The organism is Rhizobium sp. PDO1-076 (assembly GCF_000247475.1).
Taxonomy (GTDB): Bacteria; Pseudomonadota; Alphaproteobacteria; order Rhizobiales; family Rhizobiaceae; genus Allorhizobium.
Map to the genome: position 1 here is coordinate 1 of NZ_AHZC01000004.1, position 16,731 is coordinate 16,731.

Consider the following 16,731-nt stretch of genomic DNA (forward strand, 5'->3'; position numbering starts at 1 on the left):
GCATCATCTTCGACCAGAAGGATTCTCAAGGCCATTTCCCTGTCAGTTGTCGCGCCAGCGTGTTCGTCAAATGGGTTCGTGTTGGCGGTAGACCCATCGACTGCTTGTCATTGTAACTGAACGTGAGCCGCAAGCTCCATGCGCGGGTCGTCAGAGACAAGCGCTCTTCAGGTCACCGTCAGGCAGAGATTCCATAGCGTGCTCGTTGTTTGTGTAAAGGAGAGCCGAGATGAAATCGTTTCTGGTCATGGTCTTTGGCTGCCTCGTCTTCGCCGGGGTGGCGAGCGCCTCCGGCAAGTGCAATGTACCCCTTGAGGAATGGAAGCCGAGGAAGGCACTGCAGGTGAAACTGGAGGGCGCCGGCTGGACGCTTCGCTCGATCAGGTCCAGTGACGGTTGTTACCTGGTCAATGCCGTGAACGAAAAGGGCGAGCCGGTGAATGCGCAATTCGATCCAAAGAGCTTTGCCATCCTCGACATCAACATCGCCCCATGATGGGCAGGTTTAGTACAATGGCTGCTGCTGGGACGATATGGACACCAAGGCCGAAGCCTTCGGTGTCCACATCGTCTGTGTGCCCTATTGTGTAGCGACTGGATTGCGGCATGCCGAGGCAAGATCAAGCGCCGGATCCCTTGCCGCCGTGTCCACCTGCATCATGCCGAGTGCTGTATGAAACAGGTTGTCGTGGGAGGCCGGACCTTCGGTCTCTTTGCGCAGGCAGTCGAGGTTCATCTGGGCCTTTTGCTCAGAACCGAACCAGACAAGCATGGGCACATGGGTTTGTTGCGATGGTGCCAGCATATAGGGTGCACCATGCAGATAGAGCCCGTATTCACCCAGGGATTCACCGTGGTCCGAAGCATAGAACAGCGATGGTGAAAACTTGTCCTCGCGCGCCTTGAGCTTGTCGATGATGGTCGCGAGCACGTGATCGGTGAAGAGAATGGTGTTGTCATACGAATTGACGATCTGCTCGCGGCTGCATTCGGAGAATTCGGCTGTCTGGCATTCCGGTGTGAAATGGCGGAATGCTTCGGGATAACGCAGATAGTAGGCAGGTCCGTGGCTGCCCATCTGGTGCAGAACCAGGACAGTGTCCTGGGAAATGCCATCGAGCCAGGCATCCAGCCCGTCAAGCAACACGCCGTCCTGGCATTCGCCGTCTGCGCAGAAGCGCTTGTCCGTATAATTGGACAGGGTGACTTCCTTGACCCGGTTCGCCACGTTCTTGCTGCCGGTATTGTTGTCCCACCATTCGACATGCACGCCGGCATGCGACAGGACGTCGAGCAGGTTTTCAGTCGCAAGCGCCTTGCTGTGTGAATAGTTGTCCCGGGTCAGGTTGGAAAACATGCAGGGTACGGAGGTCGCGGTCGCGGTGCCGCAACTGGTCGCATTCTTGAAATAGAAGATGTCGCGTGCCTGCAGTTCGGGATTTGTTGTCCGGCTGTAGCCGCCGAGCGAGAAATTCTCGGCACGCGCGGTTTCGCCGGTGACGATGATCGTCAGGCGCGGTTTTCTCTTGGCGGCAGGTAGCCCGAGCAGCCTCGCATCCATGCCCAGTGGAGCGGCAACCAGGTTGCGTTCCGTATTGCTGGCGATCACATAGTCGACGACCTTGCCGATCGGCACAAACGGATTGAGCGTTGCGAACATGTCGCGATGCTCGCGGGTCAGGGAGGCATGGGTGCCGGCAAAGGAGATCCCAGCCAGCGCAAAAAGTCCAAGCCCTGCAACTATGGTTGCGATATTGCGGACAAACTTTCTCGGAAAGCCGTCATGTTCTATCCGCACCCAGGCAATCATGGCGGCGGGTAAAATGCCGTAGAGCGCCATATGCAGGACGAAGCCGGCGGTGATCAGATGGCCGGCCTCTGCCGTGTTGGTCTCCGCAGCATTGCGGATCATGTTGACATCGATGATGACGCCGTAGCTGTCCATGAACCAGGAGGCGGATGCAGCGGCGATGATCAGCAGGATAAAGACTGGCTTTGTCAGGTATTTTACCGATGGCGTGACACAGGCGGCCAGATAGGCACCAGACAGTCCGATGACCAATGAGGCAAAGGCAAAGGGCTGGTTTGCATAATTCGCGGCCGCTTTCGCCCAGAAGGTATGATTGGTGGCAAACAGTAAAAACAGCGCGGTGAGCGTGCTGAGCGTCAGGCTTCTGATTTGCGGGCGCAGCAGCGCTGCATTGTCATTGGGGTGGGTTACACTGTGCAAGGTTTGGACCTGTCTTGAACGAAAGCAGGAAACCTACCCACCAGCGCCAGCACGGGGACGGGGTGGAAACGCGTGTCTCCGCGTTCCATCAGGCCAGGCATGCTGAGCCGGCCTGAGGGCAGGCGGCGTAGCATCGGCAATGCGTGAATTGGCTGACAGCACGCTGAACGATATGCAATTCAACCCGCGCGATAGTCTCGCCGCCTGGGTGTAGGGATCGTTTTTGGCTGTGGGTGATGCAAATATCGCTGCGGAGAACCGCCATGCGTGCAGTTGTCGGCTCGACAACCAAAAATCTCTTGACGCGACTCGGTTGATGCAACACGCTGTTACGGATAGAAGCCGCAACAGTGAGGATTTGCCGTAAATTACTACAAAGTCTGTTTTTTCTCACAATCGCGTATTTCCAAGGCGAGGAGAATCACAGATGTAGAATCAGTTTGCCCGTTTCGACAGCAGCGCACCATGAGGGCCGCGACGTTGTCGGATGAGCTGAATGAGAATGGAGAAGGTCTGATGGGCAGTCCATCGATCACGGCAACACAGGAAGAGGCAATTTCATTGCGCCCTGCCGACGAGACCATTGCCGAAGACGCCCAGGCGCTTTCGGCTCAATTGAAAGCGATGCGCGAGCGGTTGTTTCCGCCGACATCGCAAAAGACACTGCGCTCGTTCACCTCGGGCGAGGCCGCGCGCCTGATCGGCGTGTCGGATGGCTATCTGCGCCAGCTGTCCCTGGCAGGAGAAGGTCCGCAGCCGAAAGTCGGCTCTGGCGGACGACGTTTTTACACGCTCTCCGATATCGATGCCCTTCGCCATTTCCTGGCAGACCAGGCCCGTGCCAAGGGCAATGAGGCCAAGGCACGCTCCTACGTGAAATGGCGCGATCCGGCCCGTGGCGAACATCTGCAAATCATCTCGGTGACCAACTTCAAGGGCGGCTCGGGCAAGACAACCTCGTCCGTGCACCTGGCGCAATATCTTGCCATGACCGGTCACCGCGTGCTGGCTGTTGACCTCGATCCGCAGGCTTCGCTTTCGGCACTTTTCGGTTATCAGCCGGAACTCGATCTCGTCGGCAATGACACGATCTATGGGGCAATTCGCTATGATGGCGAAGTACGGCCGCTGAAGGACATCATCCGCAAGACCTATTTCCACAATCTCGACCTGTTGCCTGGCAATCTCGAGTTGCAGGAATTCGAACACGCAACGCCGCGGGCGCTCGCCGAGCGTCGGGCAGGCGACACACATTCGCTGTTCTTCACCCGCGTCCAGGCGGCACTTGCCACGGTCGCCGATGACTATGATGTCGTGATCATCGACTGCCCGCCACAGCTTGGTTACCTGACCCTGTCGGCGCTTTGTGCCTCGACCTCGGTTCTGGTCACCGTGCATCCGCAGATGCTCGATGTCGCGTCGATGAGCCAGTTCCTGTTCATGACGTCAGATCTGCTGGCCGTTGTGCGCGAGGCCGGTGGCCAGCTGAATTTCGACTTCCTGCGCTATCTCGTCACGCGCGTCGAACCGCATGACGGGCCGCAGACGCAGATTGTCGGCTTCCTGCGCTCGCTGTTCGGGGAGCGGGTTCTGACTGCACCGATGCTGAAGTCGACCGCCGTCTCGGATGCCGGCCTGACCAAGCAGACGCTGTACGAGGTCGGAAGGGAGAATTTCTCCCGCGGCACCTATGACCGGGCAATGGAATCGCTCGACGCGGTGAATTCGGAAGTGGAAGCCCTGATCCACACAGCCTGGGGGCGACCGGCATGACGACAGGACGCGACCGCAAGAATTCGATCAAGGCCCTGTTTGGCGAGGCGCTGACTCCGGCGCCAGAAACCAAATCCATGCCGGCCGCAGACGTATCACCCGCGGCCGGTCAGGCACATCAAGCGCCGTCAGGACAGACCGAAACCAATGCAGCGCCTGCGCGCAGTGCGTCCGGAGCGGTCAAGGCCATGGGGCTTTCGCTCTCGTCGATCGCGCGGGAGGCCGAAGAGGCGCGCCAGCTGCGCCAGGCTCTTGAAGAGGGCGAGCGTGTGATTTCGCTCGACACCGCGCGTGTGGATGCTTCCTTTATCTCCGACCGCCTGAGCCAGGGCGAAGTCAACGACCCGCAATTTATCGAGCTGGTCGAGAGCATGCGCGAAAGCGGCCAGCAGGTTCCCATTCTGGTGCGACCGCATCCCGATGATGAAGGTCGCTATCAGGTCGCCTATGGCCATCGGCGCATGCGGGCGGCTCAATCCCTGGGCATCGAGGTCAAGGCGCTGGTTCGCGCACTGTCCGACGATGAGCTGGTACTGGCCCAGGGCAAGGAAAATGCCGAACGGCGCAATCTATCGTTTATCGAGCGCGCCGTGTTCGCTCAGACGCTGGTGACCAGAGGGTTTGACCGCAAGCTGATCGGCGACGCGCTTTCGGTGCAGAAATCCGAACTGTCGCGCCTCATCCAGGTTGCCGAAGGCATTCCGGAGCACATCGTTCGCGCCATTGGACCGGCTCCGAAAGCCGGCCGGGATCGCTGGATGAAACTTGTCGAGCTCTATGCTCGCCCGGCTGGCAATGAGAAAGCCCAGGACGAGATCAAGGTCGCGGCGTTCAAGGAAGCCGAGACTGATCGCCGTTTTGAGCAGCTGTTTGCCCGCCTGGCCCGCAATACAGGTGCGCATAAGCCGGAGCCGGACCAGTTACTGGCGCCGGGAGGTCGTGTTTTTGCCGCCTACAAACGCCAGGGTAGGGCGGTCAAGATCGATTTTGCCAAGGATGTGGAGCAGGCCTTCATCGATGCGCTTTCGGCGCATGTGAGCGAGGCCTATGCGGCACATCTGAAGGCGAAGGAAACAGGCAAATGACGCGTCGGCCGCTTCGGTGGCCAGCTGGTTTGCAAGGATGAGTGTCGGAAGCGGGATCTCATAACCCCGTCGGATGCTCAATGAAACATCGCGAAACCCAAGAAAGGAAGCGCGGAGACAAGAAAAAAGGCCCCCAAAACCTGACGTTCCGGAAGCCCCTCTCCTATGTAGCAATCCGAGAGAATCACTTCCAGCAGGCAAAGTCAAGAGTCGGCGACAGCGATGTCGAGCCCGAATATTGAATCTATTGCCAAATTTCATGGTGTTTGGGTCCGTCTTGTCTCCTCACAGAGGACCTGATCATGGTGGAGAGACTGGCAACGACGCCTTTTGGCGGCGGCCGGATGACTGCGCGGCTTTTTGCCCGCCAGGCATCCGTCGCTGAGAGGCAAGAGAAACTGCGCGCCGGCGACGGCGGCAATGACAAGGGCGCCAGCGACAAATGGCAGCTCATTCGGGCATTGACCGAAGCGCGAGACCATTTCGGTCTAAGCGACAGGGCGATCGGGCTTCTCGAAGCTCTGGTCAGCTTCACCACCGACCGCGTGCTCGATGGTGCCAATCCGATCATCGTCTTTCCCTCCAATCGCGAACTGTCACTGAGGGCACGGGGAATGGCTCCAGCGACGATCCGCCGGCATCTGACGGCCCTGGTCGAGGCTGGCCTTCTGTTTCGACGCGACAGCGCCAATGGCAAGCGCTTCTGCCGCCGGGACGATAATGGTGTTGTCGAGGATGCTTTCGGCTTTGACCTCGCTCCGCTGGCGCTGAAGTCGTCCGAGATCCTGTCTCTGGCGGAACAGGCCCGCGCCCAGGCGCGCATGATCCGTGCACAGCGCTCGGAGGTGACACTGCACCTGCGCGACATCTCCAAGATCATCACCACCGCCCTGGAAGAGGGTCGTGACGGCGGCTGGGCAGAGATTGCGGCAGAGTTTCAGGAGATGTCCTTCGGCAGCCTCCCGCGCGGCTACGACCCGGCACTTTTGAACGCCCTTCGCGAACGCTTGACAGCATTCCGGATTAAGGTGGAAAACGCTTATCTTTCATCGCTTTCTGAACAAGAAATGAGCGGCAATGACGACCATAACGAGCGTCATATACAGAATTCAAATACAGACCTACCATTTGAATTAAAAGGCCAAAGAGTCACAGAAAAGGCAAAGCCAGGCGATACGACATTGGCACCAAACCGCAAGATGGCGATAAGCCTCGAACGGATGAAGCGGATTTGCCCGCAAATCGCCGATTATGCCCGCGGGGGCATGAGCGGATGGCAGGATCTGATCCGCGCGGCCGATCTCGTTCGGTCCATGCTCGGCGTTTCGCCGGATGCCTGGCAGAAAGCCAAGGCGGCGATGGGCGAACAGGCTGCATCCATCGTAGTGGCGATCATGCTGGAGCGTGCCGATGAGATCCGCTCGCCGGGCGGTTACCTGCGCGACCTGACCCGCAAGGCCGAGAAATCGGCATTCAGTGTCTATCCGATGCTGCAGGCGCTTGAGCGACAAACGGAATGAACGCCGGGCGGATAGTGTAGTGGCGGCCGATGGCATGCAAACGTTGACAGCTGTCAACGAAAGTTGACGGGCATGTGTGGCGGCCTTTTCGTCGGCGAAGCGTTTCGGTAGGATGATTTGATGGATGCGATGACGAGTCCGGCGGATGAAATTGAGGTGCCCACGGCGAGGATGCTGTCCTGGGCCCGCAATTCCGCCGCCTATCGATTGGCAAAGCGGATGATGACAGAGCGTGAATTGTCCGACGCGATCATCCGCAAGGCCAAACAGAAGTTTGAAGGGATTTCCGAGGCGCAACTCCGGGCGCTCGGTGCCTTTGCGGTCGGGTTCGGCCGTGCCATGAAAGTGCTTGACGATCAGGCCTATGCGGAAATCCGCTCCAGTTCGGCGGCGCGCAGTGGCAAGTCGAAGCGGGCAATCGCTCGCAAGCTCAGTGAAAAAGGCGTCGACCGGGAAATCGTCGCGACGGTACTCGATGAGGCGGACGATCTGCGGGCAGCCGTCGTTCTTGCCCGCAAGCGCGCCTTCGGTCCGTTTCGCAAAAGTGAGGCCGACGAGAAGCAGCGCGCCAAGGAATTTTCCTCGTTCGCTCGCAATGGTTTCGGTTTCGAACTGGGCCGGCGGGTCATGCAGATGGAGCTCGAGGAAGCCGAGGAAATCCTCTACGCCAATCCTTGAGCATGGGCGCTACCATGTCCTTCATGGTAGAGCGGCAGTTGATGACCGCAAATCCAAGGTCATCGGGCAGGTATCGCGTAGCCTAGATAGAGAGATCGAGCGCTCGGCCTTCGAACAGACGATCACGAGAGCCTTCCAGATGTTTGAGCATGGCGCTCTTGGCATCATCGGCCCGCCCTTCGGCAATCGCGCGGTAGATCGTGTTGTGTTCTTCATAGACCTTTTCGAGGCCGAGTTTGGGACCGAGCAGGGACAGGCCGTGCAAATGCATGCCGACGGCGATATGGGCCTTCAATGCATCAAGCGAGGCTGTGTAATAGTGATTGTTTGCAGCTTCCGTGACCGCACGATGGAAGACGAAGTCAGCATCGGTGCGATGAAGCTGGTGGCTGGTCGCTTCGCGCAATTCGGCCAGTGCGGCTGCGATTTTCAGGATTGCTGCCTCGTCGCGGCGTTTTGCGGCGAAGTAGGCAGCCGCAGGCTCGATGGTCAGACGAAATTCGTAGCACCGCTGGATGTCGGCGATCGTCTTGACCGGGGAGTAAGACAACTGGGCTGAAGACGAGCCTTGGGCGCTGACAAATGTGCCGGCGCCCTGACGGGCGTAGACAATGCCCTGTTCGCGCAGGCGCGCAAGTGCGTCACGCACGACAGGCCGGGATACGCCCAGCATCGATGACAATTCATGTTCGCCGGGAAGGCGTGAATCCGCTGGATAATTGCCGGCGCGGATGCGCTCCATCAACTGGTCGAAGACACGGTCGACAAGCTTGACCGGTTTGACACGTTCGGGCTTTGCCGGTGTCACAGCTGTATTGAGTACAGCATCGCTAGCTTCGGCCAATGGAGGTCTCCTTGCTGTCCGTCGATTTCTGATCCGCTTCGGTCGGCAACACTGCAACCAGGCTGTCGACGGTCCCGAACCCTCCCGATTTGACGGCACATCGCAGGCCCTTGCCGTTCTGCAATGTCACCTCGAACCAGGGAATTCCCGGTTCGACTTCTCCCATCGGGAAGAGCACATCTATGCCGAGCGCGGTAAGAACGGCAAGGGCCGTATCGCCGCCGCCCATCATCAGCATCTCGATGTCGCTGGTGGCGACCACTTGGGCTACGCCGGCTGCAAAACGCCTTGCGACCATGGTGCCGTCCTCGCGGATATCACCGGTGCAACGCAGCAATGCGGGCAGACGCAGCGGCGTGTCAAGATCGTCAAGTTGACCATGTGGTGCATCCGCAAGCACCGCGAGACGATCCTGCCGGTCAAGCCGGTGCATCTGCGAGACGGTGATGGGGTCACGGGAACCAAGGGCGAAAAGTGTGCGATCGGTGAGCGTCAGGGACGATGCCTGCGCGGAACTGCTGGAGCCATTGCCGATCCGTCTGGCCAAGGCGAGGCCGAGGCCGCGAGCGCCGACGGCCAGTCCATTTTGCCAGTCGTGTGCATTGGCGATGCAGTCGAGATCGGCGTCTGTGTCGGCATCACAGACGGAGACTGTACTCTGACCGAACAGAGCAGCGATCGATATCGGCTGATCGACGCCGCGGCCGATGACATGGCCATTGCGGGTCAGGCGTTGCTGGTCGGGGATTGCCGGGCAAATGACAATGCGGTGACGGCCAAGACCATCTGCAAGCGCCAGTGTCTCGGCGGCGACATTGCCCTTGAGCCGGGAATCGATCTTCTTCATCACCAGGTCCGGCGCAATTGCCTTGAGCCGGTTTGCAATAGCCGCAACGCGCTCCGATGCCTCTTGCGGCGACAGGGCGCGCGAAGCGGTATTGACCACCAGCACATCCGGGTTCGCCGCAAGCGCCTTCTCCAGGCTTTCGCCAGTAACCGCGACCGCAACCATCAAGCCGTTTTGCACGAACGGTGTGCCGGTATCGAGGGCACCCGTCAGATCATCGGCGAGGATTGCGGCCTTGAGCGTCATGCCTGGGCCTCGATGGGTACGGCGTGGCACGCGACCTTGTGGCCGGGCCGGGCTTCGCGCCAGGCTGGAACATCAATGCGGCAGACATCCATGGCGATCGGGCAGCGCGTGTGGAAACGACAGCCGGTTGGTGGATCGAGCGGGCTTGGCACATCGCCCTGGAGGATCTGACGCTGGCGGGTGCGTTCATGGGCCGGATCGATTTCCGGCACGGCCGAGAGGAGCGCGCGGGTATAGGGATGCAAGGGATTGGTGAAAATCTCGTCGCGCGGCGCAAGTTCTGCGAGGCGGCCGAGATACATCACGCCGACGCGGGTCGAGATATGGCGGACAACGGCAAGGTCGTGGGCGATGAACAGATAGGTCAGGCGGTATTTGTCCTGAAGATCGAGCAGCAGGTTGATGATCTGTGCCTGGATCGAGACGTCGAGCGCAGAAATCGCCTCGTCGCAAACGATGAACTTCGGCTGGCAGGCGAGGGCCCTGGCTATGACGACCCTCTGGCGTTGACCGCCGGACAGCTCATGCGGATAGCGTTGGGCAAATCGGGTCGGCAGTCCGACATCGGACAGGAGCGAATCCAGCTTGTCCTTCAACTGGGCCTTGGTTGCCAGCTTGTGGAACAGCATCGGTTCGCTGATCGCTTCGCCAACGGTCATGCGTGGGTTGAGCGTTGAATAGGGATCCTGGAAAACGATCTGAAGGTCGCGACGGAATGGTCGCATCTGATCTTCGTTGAGCTTGGAAAGATCCTGGCCCTTGTAGAGAATTCTGCCGCTGGTTGCGCGGTAGAGATTGAGGATGGTGAAACCGGTCGTAGACTTGCCGCAGCCGGATTCGCCGACAAGGCTCAGGGTCTCGCCTTCCATGATGTCGAGATCGATGTCGTCCAGCGCATGCACGGTCGCTTCGCGCTCGCCGAAAGCACCGAGCCTCACATGGAAATGTTTGACCAGGTTTTCAATTCTGAGCAGGGGTTCGCCAGTCATCACGCGGCCTCCTTTGCGGTCTGGGCCGCGAAACAGGCAACGCGGTGGCCATCGGTTTCGTTGGCATATTCGAGACGGGGAACCCGTTCGCGGCAAATGGCCATGGCCTGCGGACAGCGGGGTGCAAAGGGGCAACCGGCTGGTCTTCGACCGGGTTCTGGAGGTGTTCCGCCAATCGAGCTCAGTCGGGTGGTGGCGGCATGGCCGATCTGCGGGATTGAGGCGAGCAGCCCTTGGGTATAGGGATGCAGCGGCTTGCTGTAGAGCGTGTCGACCGGCGCATCCTCGACGACGGTACCGGCATAAAGCACGACGACACGATCGGCGAGACCGGCAATCAGCGCCAAATCGTGCGTGATCCAGACGATCGACATGCCGAGCTTGGTACGCAGATCCTTGACCAGGTCGACAATCTGGGCCTGAATGGTGACGTCGAGCGCGGTGGTTGGCTCGTCGGCAATCAAGAGCTTCGGATTGCAGGCAAGGCCGATCGCGATCATCACGCGCTGGCGCATGCCGCCGGACAACTCATGCGGGTAGGCCTGCAGGCGCTGTTCCGGGCCGGGGATACCGACGAGGCGCAAAAGCTCGATGGCGCGGGTTTTTGCCTCATGCTTGTTCATGCCGCTGTGATAGCGCAACGGCTCGCAGATCTGTTCGCCGATGCGCATGACCGGATTGAGCGAGGTCATCGGATCCTGGAAAACGAAACCGATATCGCCGCCGCGAACCTTGCGAAGCTCTCTGTTCGACATGGTCTGCAGGTCGCGGCCGTCAAACACGGCAGTGCCTTGGGTGACCTTGATCTTGTTTGGCAGCAACCGCATCAGGGAGAGCATTGTCAGGCTCTTGCCGCAGCCGGATTCACCGACCACACCCAGCGTTTCGCCGCGGTTGACATGCAGGTCGATGCCATCGACCACGGTTGCCGGACCATTGCGGCCATCGATATCGATCGTCAGGCCACGAACATCGAGAAGTGGGATCATGCTTTTGAGCTCGGTCATTTGTTGCCTCGCGGATTGAGCGCATCGTTCAGGCCGTCGCCGAGGAAGCTGAAGGCGACGGATGCCAGACCGAGAACGGCTGCAGGCGCGGCCAGAAGATGCGGATAATGTTGCCAGACGCGCAGGCCATCGGAGATCATGTTGCCCCAGCTGGGTGTGGGCGGGTTGACGCCGACGCCGAGGAACGAGAACGCGCTTTCCAGCACCATGGCGGTTCCGAGGCCGGCGCTGACCGAGACGATCAGCGGTCCGAGCGAGTTCGGCACGATATAGCGGCGGATGATGATCCAGTTGGTCAGGCCCAGCGCCTGGGCGGCGGTCACATAGGGGCGCGAGCGGATCGACAGAACCTGAGCGCGCACCAGGCGGGCATAGGGTGGCCAGGAAATCAGTGCCATCGAGCCGAAGACAAGCAGGAAATCGATCCACACCGTTTCGCGGTAGAACGGATTGAGCGTCGCCATGTAGCGGCTTTCCATCCAGGTCGCGATCGGTGTCTTGAGCGAGGCATTGATGACGACGACAAGCAGGAGATTGGGCACGGACATTGTCATGTCGGTGAGCCACATAATGATCCGGTCCCAGGCGCCGCCGAAGAAACCGGCGATGGCACCGAGCGTGACCCCGATCACGACGGCAATGAATGTAACGATGACGGCGACGAGAAAGGCGGTGCGTGTGCCATAGACGACGCGGCTGAAGACGTCGCGCCCCAGATCATCCGTGCCAAACAGGTGAGACAGCGACGGCGCCAGGTTCCGGCTGTCGAGATTCTGGCTGAGATAATCGAAGGGCGTCAGCAGCGGCCCGAAGAGTGCGGTGAAGGCAAGCAGGATGACCATGGCGAGGCCAAAGACAGCAAGCTTGTTGCGCTTCAGCCGGTACCAGGCGTCGCGCCACAGGCTGACGGTCTGATCATCATAAGAGGGTGCCAGCGGCGGGGACGATAGGGTCGACATGTCAGCGGCTCCTTTTGCTATCGTGGGCGCGCGGGTCGAGCATCGGATAGAGAACATCGACCAGGAGATTGGAGATCATCACCAGGAAGGAGCCGATCAAGGTGATGGCGAGGATCACCGGATAATCGGAATTGATCAGCGCTTGCACGGTCAGACGGCCAAGGCCGGGAAGGCCAAAGACCAGTTCGACGAAAATCGCCCCGTTGACGATGGTGATCATGATCAGGCCGAGCTGGGTGACGACCGGTGTCAGGACAGGCCGCAGGATATGACGGATCGCAACGATGACTTCGGGAACACCTTTGGCACGGGCGGTGCGAACGAAATCTTCCGAGAGAACTTCGATCACGGCGGCACGCGTCTGGCGCACGATCAGCGCGATCGGCTGGAAGGAGAGGACCAGCAAGGGCAGGAGGATGCGCACGTCGAAGATGCCACCCCATCCATAAGGCACATTCGCATCAGGAAAGAGCACGATCAGGCCGACCATCAGCAGGGGACCGGCGACATAGGCTGGAATTGCCCAGAGAAACAGCGCCGTGCCGAGAATGATATAGTCGAGACGGGAATTCTGCTTCAGCGCCGCGATCATGCCAAGCGGAATGGCAACGATGGCGGTCAGCGCGATGGAACAGAGCGCAAGCTTGAACGAGACGGGGGCGGCGGCCGACACCATGGCCCAGACCGAACGGCCAGACGTCAGCGAATTGCCGAACTTGCCCTGCAGTAGGTTGAGCACATAGCTCGCAAATTGCTCGAGAAACGGCCGGTTGAGACCGGCACTTTCACGAATGGCCTCGATCTTGGCCGGGTTGTAGGCGACATCGCCGGGCGCCCGCAAAAAGATCAGCTTGATCGGATCGCCTGCGCCATAAAAGGCCAGAGCATAAACCGCCAGCATGACAAGCAGCACGGACGGGATCCAGATGGCGAAACGCGTGAGCACGTAGCGAAGCAACGGTGCCTCCCACCTCTTGTTCGGGTCTCATGGCCGCCAGCCAAGGCTGCCGACTGCCCTTTATTCCTCCAGAATGCACCGGGGCCTGACGGCCCCGGCACGCGTCGGATCTGTCGGTGACAGCGGTCCGCCAGAACCGTCAGCCGATGGAGATCTCCCAGGGAGCGACAACCTGCCAGTCGAGGTTCTTGTCGATGCCCTTGACTTCTGCGACGGCCCAGCGCGACATTGTCTGGGCATACCAGGGGATAAAGGCCCAATCCTCTCGGAAGGCTTTCTGGGCTTCCTGCGCAAGGGCGACACGCTGCGGGTCGTCCGCCGCCTTGGAGGCGGCCTCCGTCAGCAGGCTGTCGACCTTGTCATTCTTGTAGCCACCCATCTTGTTCTGGGCGTTCGAGGAGGTCGAAGCGATCGAGCCGGCGAGATAGGACACGGCATCGGGAACGCGGGTGCCGACGTCATCACGGAAGATCTGCACGGCATTCTGGTCGGGACCGGCATAGGCGTCCTGCTGCGGCTTCATATCCACGGCGGTGATGCCGAGATTCTGGCGCCACTGCTCGGCGATATACTGGGCCGCAGCCTCGATGGCCGGACCCGATACGCCAACGAATAGCAGTTTCGGCAAACGTTCCGGCCCGCCATAGCTGGATTCCGACAAAAGTTTCTTGGCGGCTTCAGGATCATAGGGGAACGGCTCGAAGCCGGACCCATCCGCACCGGGAACCGAGTTCAGCACCTGATCGGTTTTCTTGTGCGGACCATCCGGATAGGACGCCTTGATCAGTCCCTCGCGGTCGACGGCCATGATCAGCGCCTGGCGCACCTTCGGGTCGTCCATCGGCGCACGCGCCGTGTTGAACCAGAAGTGCTGGCTGGTTGGGATGGTCGGACCGGACGAGAAGTCCGCACCTAGATCCTTGATGATCGTCGAGGTGATCAGTTCGGTATGGGCATTGTATTCGCCGGAGTTCAAAAGCGATGTCGCCGTGACATTGTCTTCGATCGACGACAGTTCGATGCGAGCGAGTTTCGGCTTCGGCCCGAAAAAGTTCTCGTTCGGTTCAAAGGCAAGCGTGCCAGCATCGAGATCGATTTCGACCAGCTTGAATGGCCCGGAATAGACCGTGTCATTGGCCGGCATGTACCAGTCGGCAACTTCCTCGCCGTCTTCGCCGCGCACCTGCGATGCCTTGGCGATTGGGACGATGTGATTGGCGAGACGCATGAAGAAGATCGGATCGACGTCCGACAGCGTGACGACAACGGTGCCTTCGTCCGGCACGGCCACGCCCGACAGTTCCTTGGCCGTGCCGCCGGTCAGATCGGCAAAGCCCGCGACCTTCGACAGAACCTGGTCGGCGCGCTGGTTCTTGGTATTGGGCATGGCGGCCACGTTCCAGGATGCCTGCACGTCGGCCGAGGTGATCTTGCTGCCATCGGAAAAGGTTGCCTTCGGATCGAGCTTGAAGGTCCAGACCTTGTTGTCCGTGGTCTCCCAGCTGGTGAAGACATAGGGATTGATCTTGCCGTCGCCGTCGAAATACATCGGCGACGCCCACCACAGGGAATTCCAGCGGAAGGGCGGTCCACCACCGCGTAGCGGCGACCAGTCCTGGCTGAAGGTCGGATGCGCGATCTTGAGGATCTGCTCTCCCGCTGCCTGGACTATCTTTGCGCTGGCGCCCAGAAGCGTGAAGCTCACACCGGCCGCCAAGCTCAGTTTCAATGCCTCGCGACGCGACAGACCCGCGCCGAGTGTTCCAACGTTACCGTCAGTCATACCGTCTCCTCCCTTTGATCTCCCATCACCGGCAGCCTCCTCCGAGGGGCAAGGCTGTTCGAGCCATCGCCGGGATGACAGACACTGCGACGATATTGTAAATATGTCAATCATCAACATCGTTTTCTTGTCGCGCTTTCCAGAGAGAGAGAAAATGTATAAACATAATCAGTGTGATAGTTTGAAATCGAAGTTTGAAACTGGAAACTTGTGTTGACAAATTTTGCCAACCGACGCTTTTTAAGGCGCGCCGATTGCGGATCAGCGCCAGTTTTTCGCCGGAGGAGGGCGGAGATGACGGTTCACAAGATTACAGGCGTATTTTGCGCAGCGACCACCCCGATCACCGAGCAGGGTGAGCCGGATCTTGCCCGGTTCACGGGTCATTGCCAGCGCCTGCTTTCCGAAGGGTGCCACGGCGTGGCTTTGCTGGGCACGACCGGCGAAGCCAATTCCTTTTCGATGCGTGAGCGGTTTGCCATTCTGGAAGCGGCGTTGGCGGCTGGCGTACCAGCCGATGCGCTATTGCCGGGCACCGGTGTGGTGGCCTCGCCCGATACGATCGAATTGACCAGACATGCGCTGTCCAATGGCGTGCGCAAGGTCGTCATGCTGCCGCCCTTTTACTACAAGGGTGTTTCGGATGACGGGCTATTTGCCGCTTATGCCCGGATCATCGAGGGTATATCCAATCCTGACCTTCAGGTGATCCTCTATCACATTCCCCAGGTCTCCGGTGTGCCGCTGAGCCAGGATCTGATCGGTCAACTGATCGAGGCGTTTCCCGAACAGATCGTCGGCATCAAGGATTCCGCCGGTGATTTCAACAACATGCAGAAGCTTGTCGAGCGGTTTCCCGGCTTTTCGGTGCTCGCGGGAGCCGACCCGTTGATGTTGCCCCTGCTCAAGGCGGGTGGCGCCGGCTGCATTACCGCGACGTCGAACCTCGTCGCTGGGTCACTGCGCACGATCTATGATAAGGTGGGGGATCACAGAGAGACTGACACGGTCGAGGCGGCGCAGGCGCGCATCAATGCCTATCGCACGCTCTCCAATTCCTATGTCCAGATCCCGACGATCAAGGCGATGGTCGAGCTGAAGACCAAAGAAGCGGGCTGGCGCCGCACGCGGGCACCCTTGATGCCGCTCAGCGATGTCGACTTTGCCAGTCTGTCCAAGAGTTTCAACGATTTGCCGTGAGGATGGATAGCATGACCACCTTGACCGCACCGACGGAACTGGCACCCGAGGATGTTCCGGCTCGCATGACCGGAATGTTGACGGCGCATCTCCATCACGAGGGTTGGCAGGAGGCATTCCTTGCATCGCCGACGGTGCAGAACCATGCTGCCAATCTGGCATTTCTCGCCGACGGGACCCTGACTTGTGTCTGGTTTGGCGGAACCATGGAAGGCATGGGCGATATTTCTATTTACATGTCGCGACTAGCCCCTGGCGCGACCGCCTGGTCCGTCCCTGAAAAAATGACCGAGGATGTCACAAAGTCTGAACAAAACCCGATTGTTTTCAATGCTCCAGATGGCAAGGCCTGGCTGATTTACACGTCCCAGGTTTCTGGCAATCAGGATGGAGCAGTTGTAAAATGTCGGATCTCTTCGGATGGCGGCAAACACTTCGGTGAGCCACGTATTCTTTGCGATCTGCCCGGCACATTCGTGCGCCAGCCTGTGATCGTGAATGCCGCCGGAGACTGGCTGTTGCCGGTATTTCTTTGCCGCTCGCTGCCCGGCCAACGCTGGACCGGCGATGCCGATACGGCGGGTGTGCTTGTGTCTGAAGATGATGGAAAGA

At 59.6% G+C, this 16,731-nt stretch carries 15 protein-coding genes; 7 read left to right on the forward strand and 8 right to left on the reverse strand.

Features of this window, described 5'->3' with window-relative positions; translation table 11 throughout:
* Positions 1–229: 229 nt before the first annotated feature.
* On the forward strand, positions 230–496 hold the full coding sequence (locus tag PDO_RS00240) for a PepSY domain-containing protein (protein ID WP_007596351.1): 267 nt from the start codon (positions 230–232) through the stop codon (positions 494–496).
* A gap of 84 nt (positions 497–580) precedes the next feature.
* Here PDO_RS00240 and PDO_RS00245 read toward each other — a convergent pair whose 3' ends face one another.
* Complete coding sequence (locus PDO_RS00245; RefSeq protein ID WP_007596353.1) at positions 581–2,230, reverse strand: phosphoethanolamine transferase; 1,650 nt, start codon at positions 2,228–2,230, stop codon at positions 581–583.
* A gap of 516 nt (positions 2,231–2,746) precedes the next feature.
* Between PDO_RS00245 and repA the strand changes: the two genes are divergently transcribed.
* The 4 genes from repA to recX all read left to right on the forward strand — a co-directional run bounded on the left by repA (position 2,747) and on the right by recX (position 7,286).
* Positions 2,747–4,003, forward strand: a complete 1,257-nt coding sequence (gene repA / locus PDO_RS00250) for a plasmid partitioning protein RepA (protein WP_007596354.1) — start codon at positions 2,747–2,749, stop codon at positions 4,001–4,003.
* Complete coding sequence (gene repB / locus PDO_RS00255; protein WP_007596355.1) at positions 4,000–5,088, forward strand: plasmid partitioning protein RepB; 1,089 nt, start codon at positions 4,000–4,002, stop codon at positions 5,086–5,088. The genes repA and repB overlap by 4 nt, the downstream gene beginning before the upstream one ends.
* A gap of 302 nt (positions 5,089–5,390) precedes the next feature.
* A complete protein-coding gene (gene repC, locus PDO_RS00260; RefSeq protein WP_007596357.1) occupies positions 5,391–6,608 on the forward strand; it encodes a plasmid replication protein RepC in 1,218 nt (405 codons plus the stop codon).
* A 120-nt stretch (positions 6,609–6,728) separates the two neighbouring features.
* Complete coding sequence (recX, locus tag PDO_RS00265; protein WP_007596358.1) at positions 6,729–7,286, forward strand: recombination regulator RecX; 558 nt, start codon at positions 6,729–6,731, stop codon at positions 7,284–7,286.
* 82 nt (positions 7,287–7,368) lie between these two features.
* On the opposite strand, the gene PDO_RS00270 is transcribed toward recX, so the two are convergent.
* The 7 genes from PDO_RS00270 to PDO_RS00300 all read right to left on the reverse strand — a co-directional run bounded on the left by PDO_RS00270 (position 7,369) and on the right by PDO_RS00300 (position 14,919).
* Positions 7,369–8,130: a FadR/GntR family transcriptional regulator gene (locus PDO_RS00270; RefSeq protein ID WP_007596360.1), complete on the reverse strand. Its 762-nt coding sequence runs from the start codon at positions 8,128–8,130 to the stop codon at positions 7,369–7,371.
* Positions 8,117–9,223, reverse strand: coding sequence for a four-carbon acid sugar kinase family protein (locus PDO_RS00275; protein WP_007596362.1), 1,107 nt, complete (start codon positions 9,221–9,223; stop codon positions 8,117–8,119). Before PDO_RS00275 ends, PDO_RS00270 begins: the two co-directional genes overlap by 14 nt.
* Positions 9,220–10,212, reverse strand: coding sequence for an ABC transporter ATP-binding protein (locus tag PDO_RS00280; RefSeq protein ID WP_007596365.1), 993 nt, complete (start codon positions 10,210–10,212; stop codon positions 9,220–9,222). Before PDO_RS00280 ends, PDO_RS00275 begins: the two co-directional genes overlap by 4 nt.
* The gene (locus PDO_RS00285; RefSeq protein ID WP_007596367.1) at positions 10,212–11,219 is read right to left on the reverse strand and encodes an ABC transporter ATP-binding protein; all 1,008 of its coding nucleotides are present in this window, start codon (positions 11,217–11,219) and stop codon (positions 10,212–10,214) included. The genes PDO_RS00280 and PDO_RS00285 overlap by 1 nt, the downstream gene beginning before the upstream one ends.
* Positions 11,216–12,178 (reverse strand): ABC transporter permease, encoded by a 963-nt coding sequence (locus tag PDO_RS00290; RefSeq protein ID WP_007596369.1) that lies wholly within the window; start codon positions 12,176–12,178, stop codon positions 11,216–11,218. Before PDO_RS00290 ends, PDO_RS00285 begins: the two co-directional genes overlap by 4 nt.
* 1 nt (position 12,179) lies before the next feature.
* Positions 12,180–13,136: an ABC transporter permease gene (locus PDO_RS00295; RefSeq protein ID WP_007596370.1), complete on the reverse strand. Its 957-nt coding sequence runs from the start codon at positions 13,134–13,136 to the stop codon at positions 12,180–12,182.
* Between the two features lie 139 nt (positions 13,137–13,275).
* Positions 13,276–14,919, reverse strand: a complete 1,644-nt coding sequence (locus tag PDO_RS00300; protein ID WP_007596371.1) for an ABC transporter substrate-binding protein — start codon at positions 14,917–14,919, stop codon at positions 13,276–13,278.
* A 294-nt stretch (positions 14,920–15,213) separates the two neighbouring features.
* Between PDO_RS00300 and PDO_RS00305 the strand changes: the two genes are divergently transcribed.
* Entirely contained in the window at positions 15,214–16,119 is a 906-nt protein-coding gene (locus tag PDO_RS00305) for a dihydrodipicolinate synthase family protein (protein ID WP_007596372.1), read from the forward strand.
* A gap of 11 nt (positions 16,120–16,130) precedes the next feature.
* On the forward strand, positions 16,131–16,731 hold a 601-nt coding region (locus PDO_RS00310), incomplete at its 3' end, for an exo-alpha-sialidase (protein ID WP_007596373.1).

Coding starts and splice junctions, on each gene's coding strand:
- PDO_RS00240 (WP_007596351.1), top strand. CDS start 230: ATGAAATCGTTTCTGGTCATGGTCTTTGGCTGCCTCGTCTTCGCCGGG.
- repA (WP_007596354.1), top strand. CDS start 2,747: ATGGGCAGTCCATCGATCACGGCAACACAGGAAGAGGCAATTTCATTG.
- repB (WP_007596355.1), top strand. CDS start 4,000: ATGACGACAGGACGCGACCGCAAGAATTCGATCAAGGCCCTGTTTGGC.
- repC (WP_007596357.1), top strand. CDS start 5,391: ATGGTGGAGAGACTGGCAACGACGCCTTTTGGCGGCGGCCGGATGACT.
- recX (WP_007596358.1), top strand. CDS start 6,729: ATGGATGCGATGACGAGTCCGGCGGATGAAATTGAGGTGCCCACGGCG.
- PDO_RS00275 (WP_007596362.1), bottom strand. CDS start 9,223: ATGACGCTCAAGGCCGCAATCCTCGCCGATGATCTGACGGGTGCCCTC.
- PDO_RS00280 (WP_007596365.1), bottom strand. CDS start 10,212: ATGACTGGCGAACCCCTGCTCAGAATTGAAAACCTGGTCAAACATTTC.
- PDO_RS00285 (WP_007596367.1), bottom strand. CDS start 11,219: ATGACCGAGCTCAAAAGCATGATCCCACTTCTCGATGTTCGTGGCCTG.
- PDO_RS00290 (WP_007596369.1), bottom strand. CDS start 12,178: ATGTCGACCCTATCGTCCCCGCCGCTGGCACCCTCTTATGATGATCAG.
- PDO_RS00300 (WP_007596371.1), bottom strand. CDS start 14,919: ATGACTGACGGTAACGTTGGAACACTCGGCGCGGGTCTGTCGCGTCGC.
- PDO_RS00305 (WP_007596372.1), top strand. CDS start 15,214: ATGACGGTTCACAAGATTACAGGCGTATTTTGCGCAGCGACCACCCCG.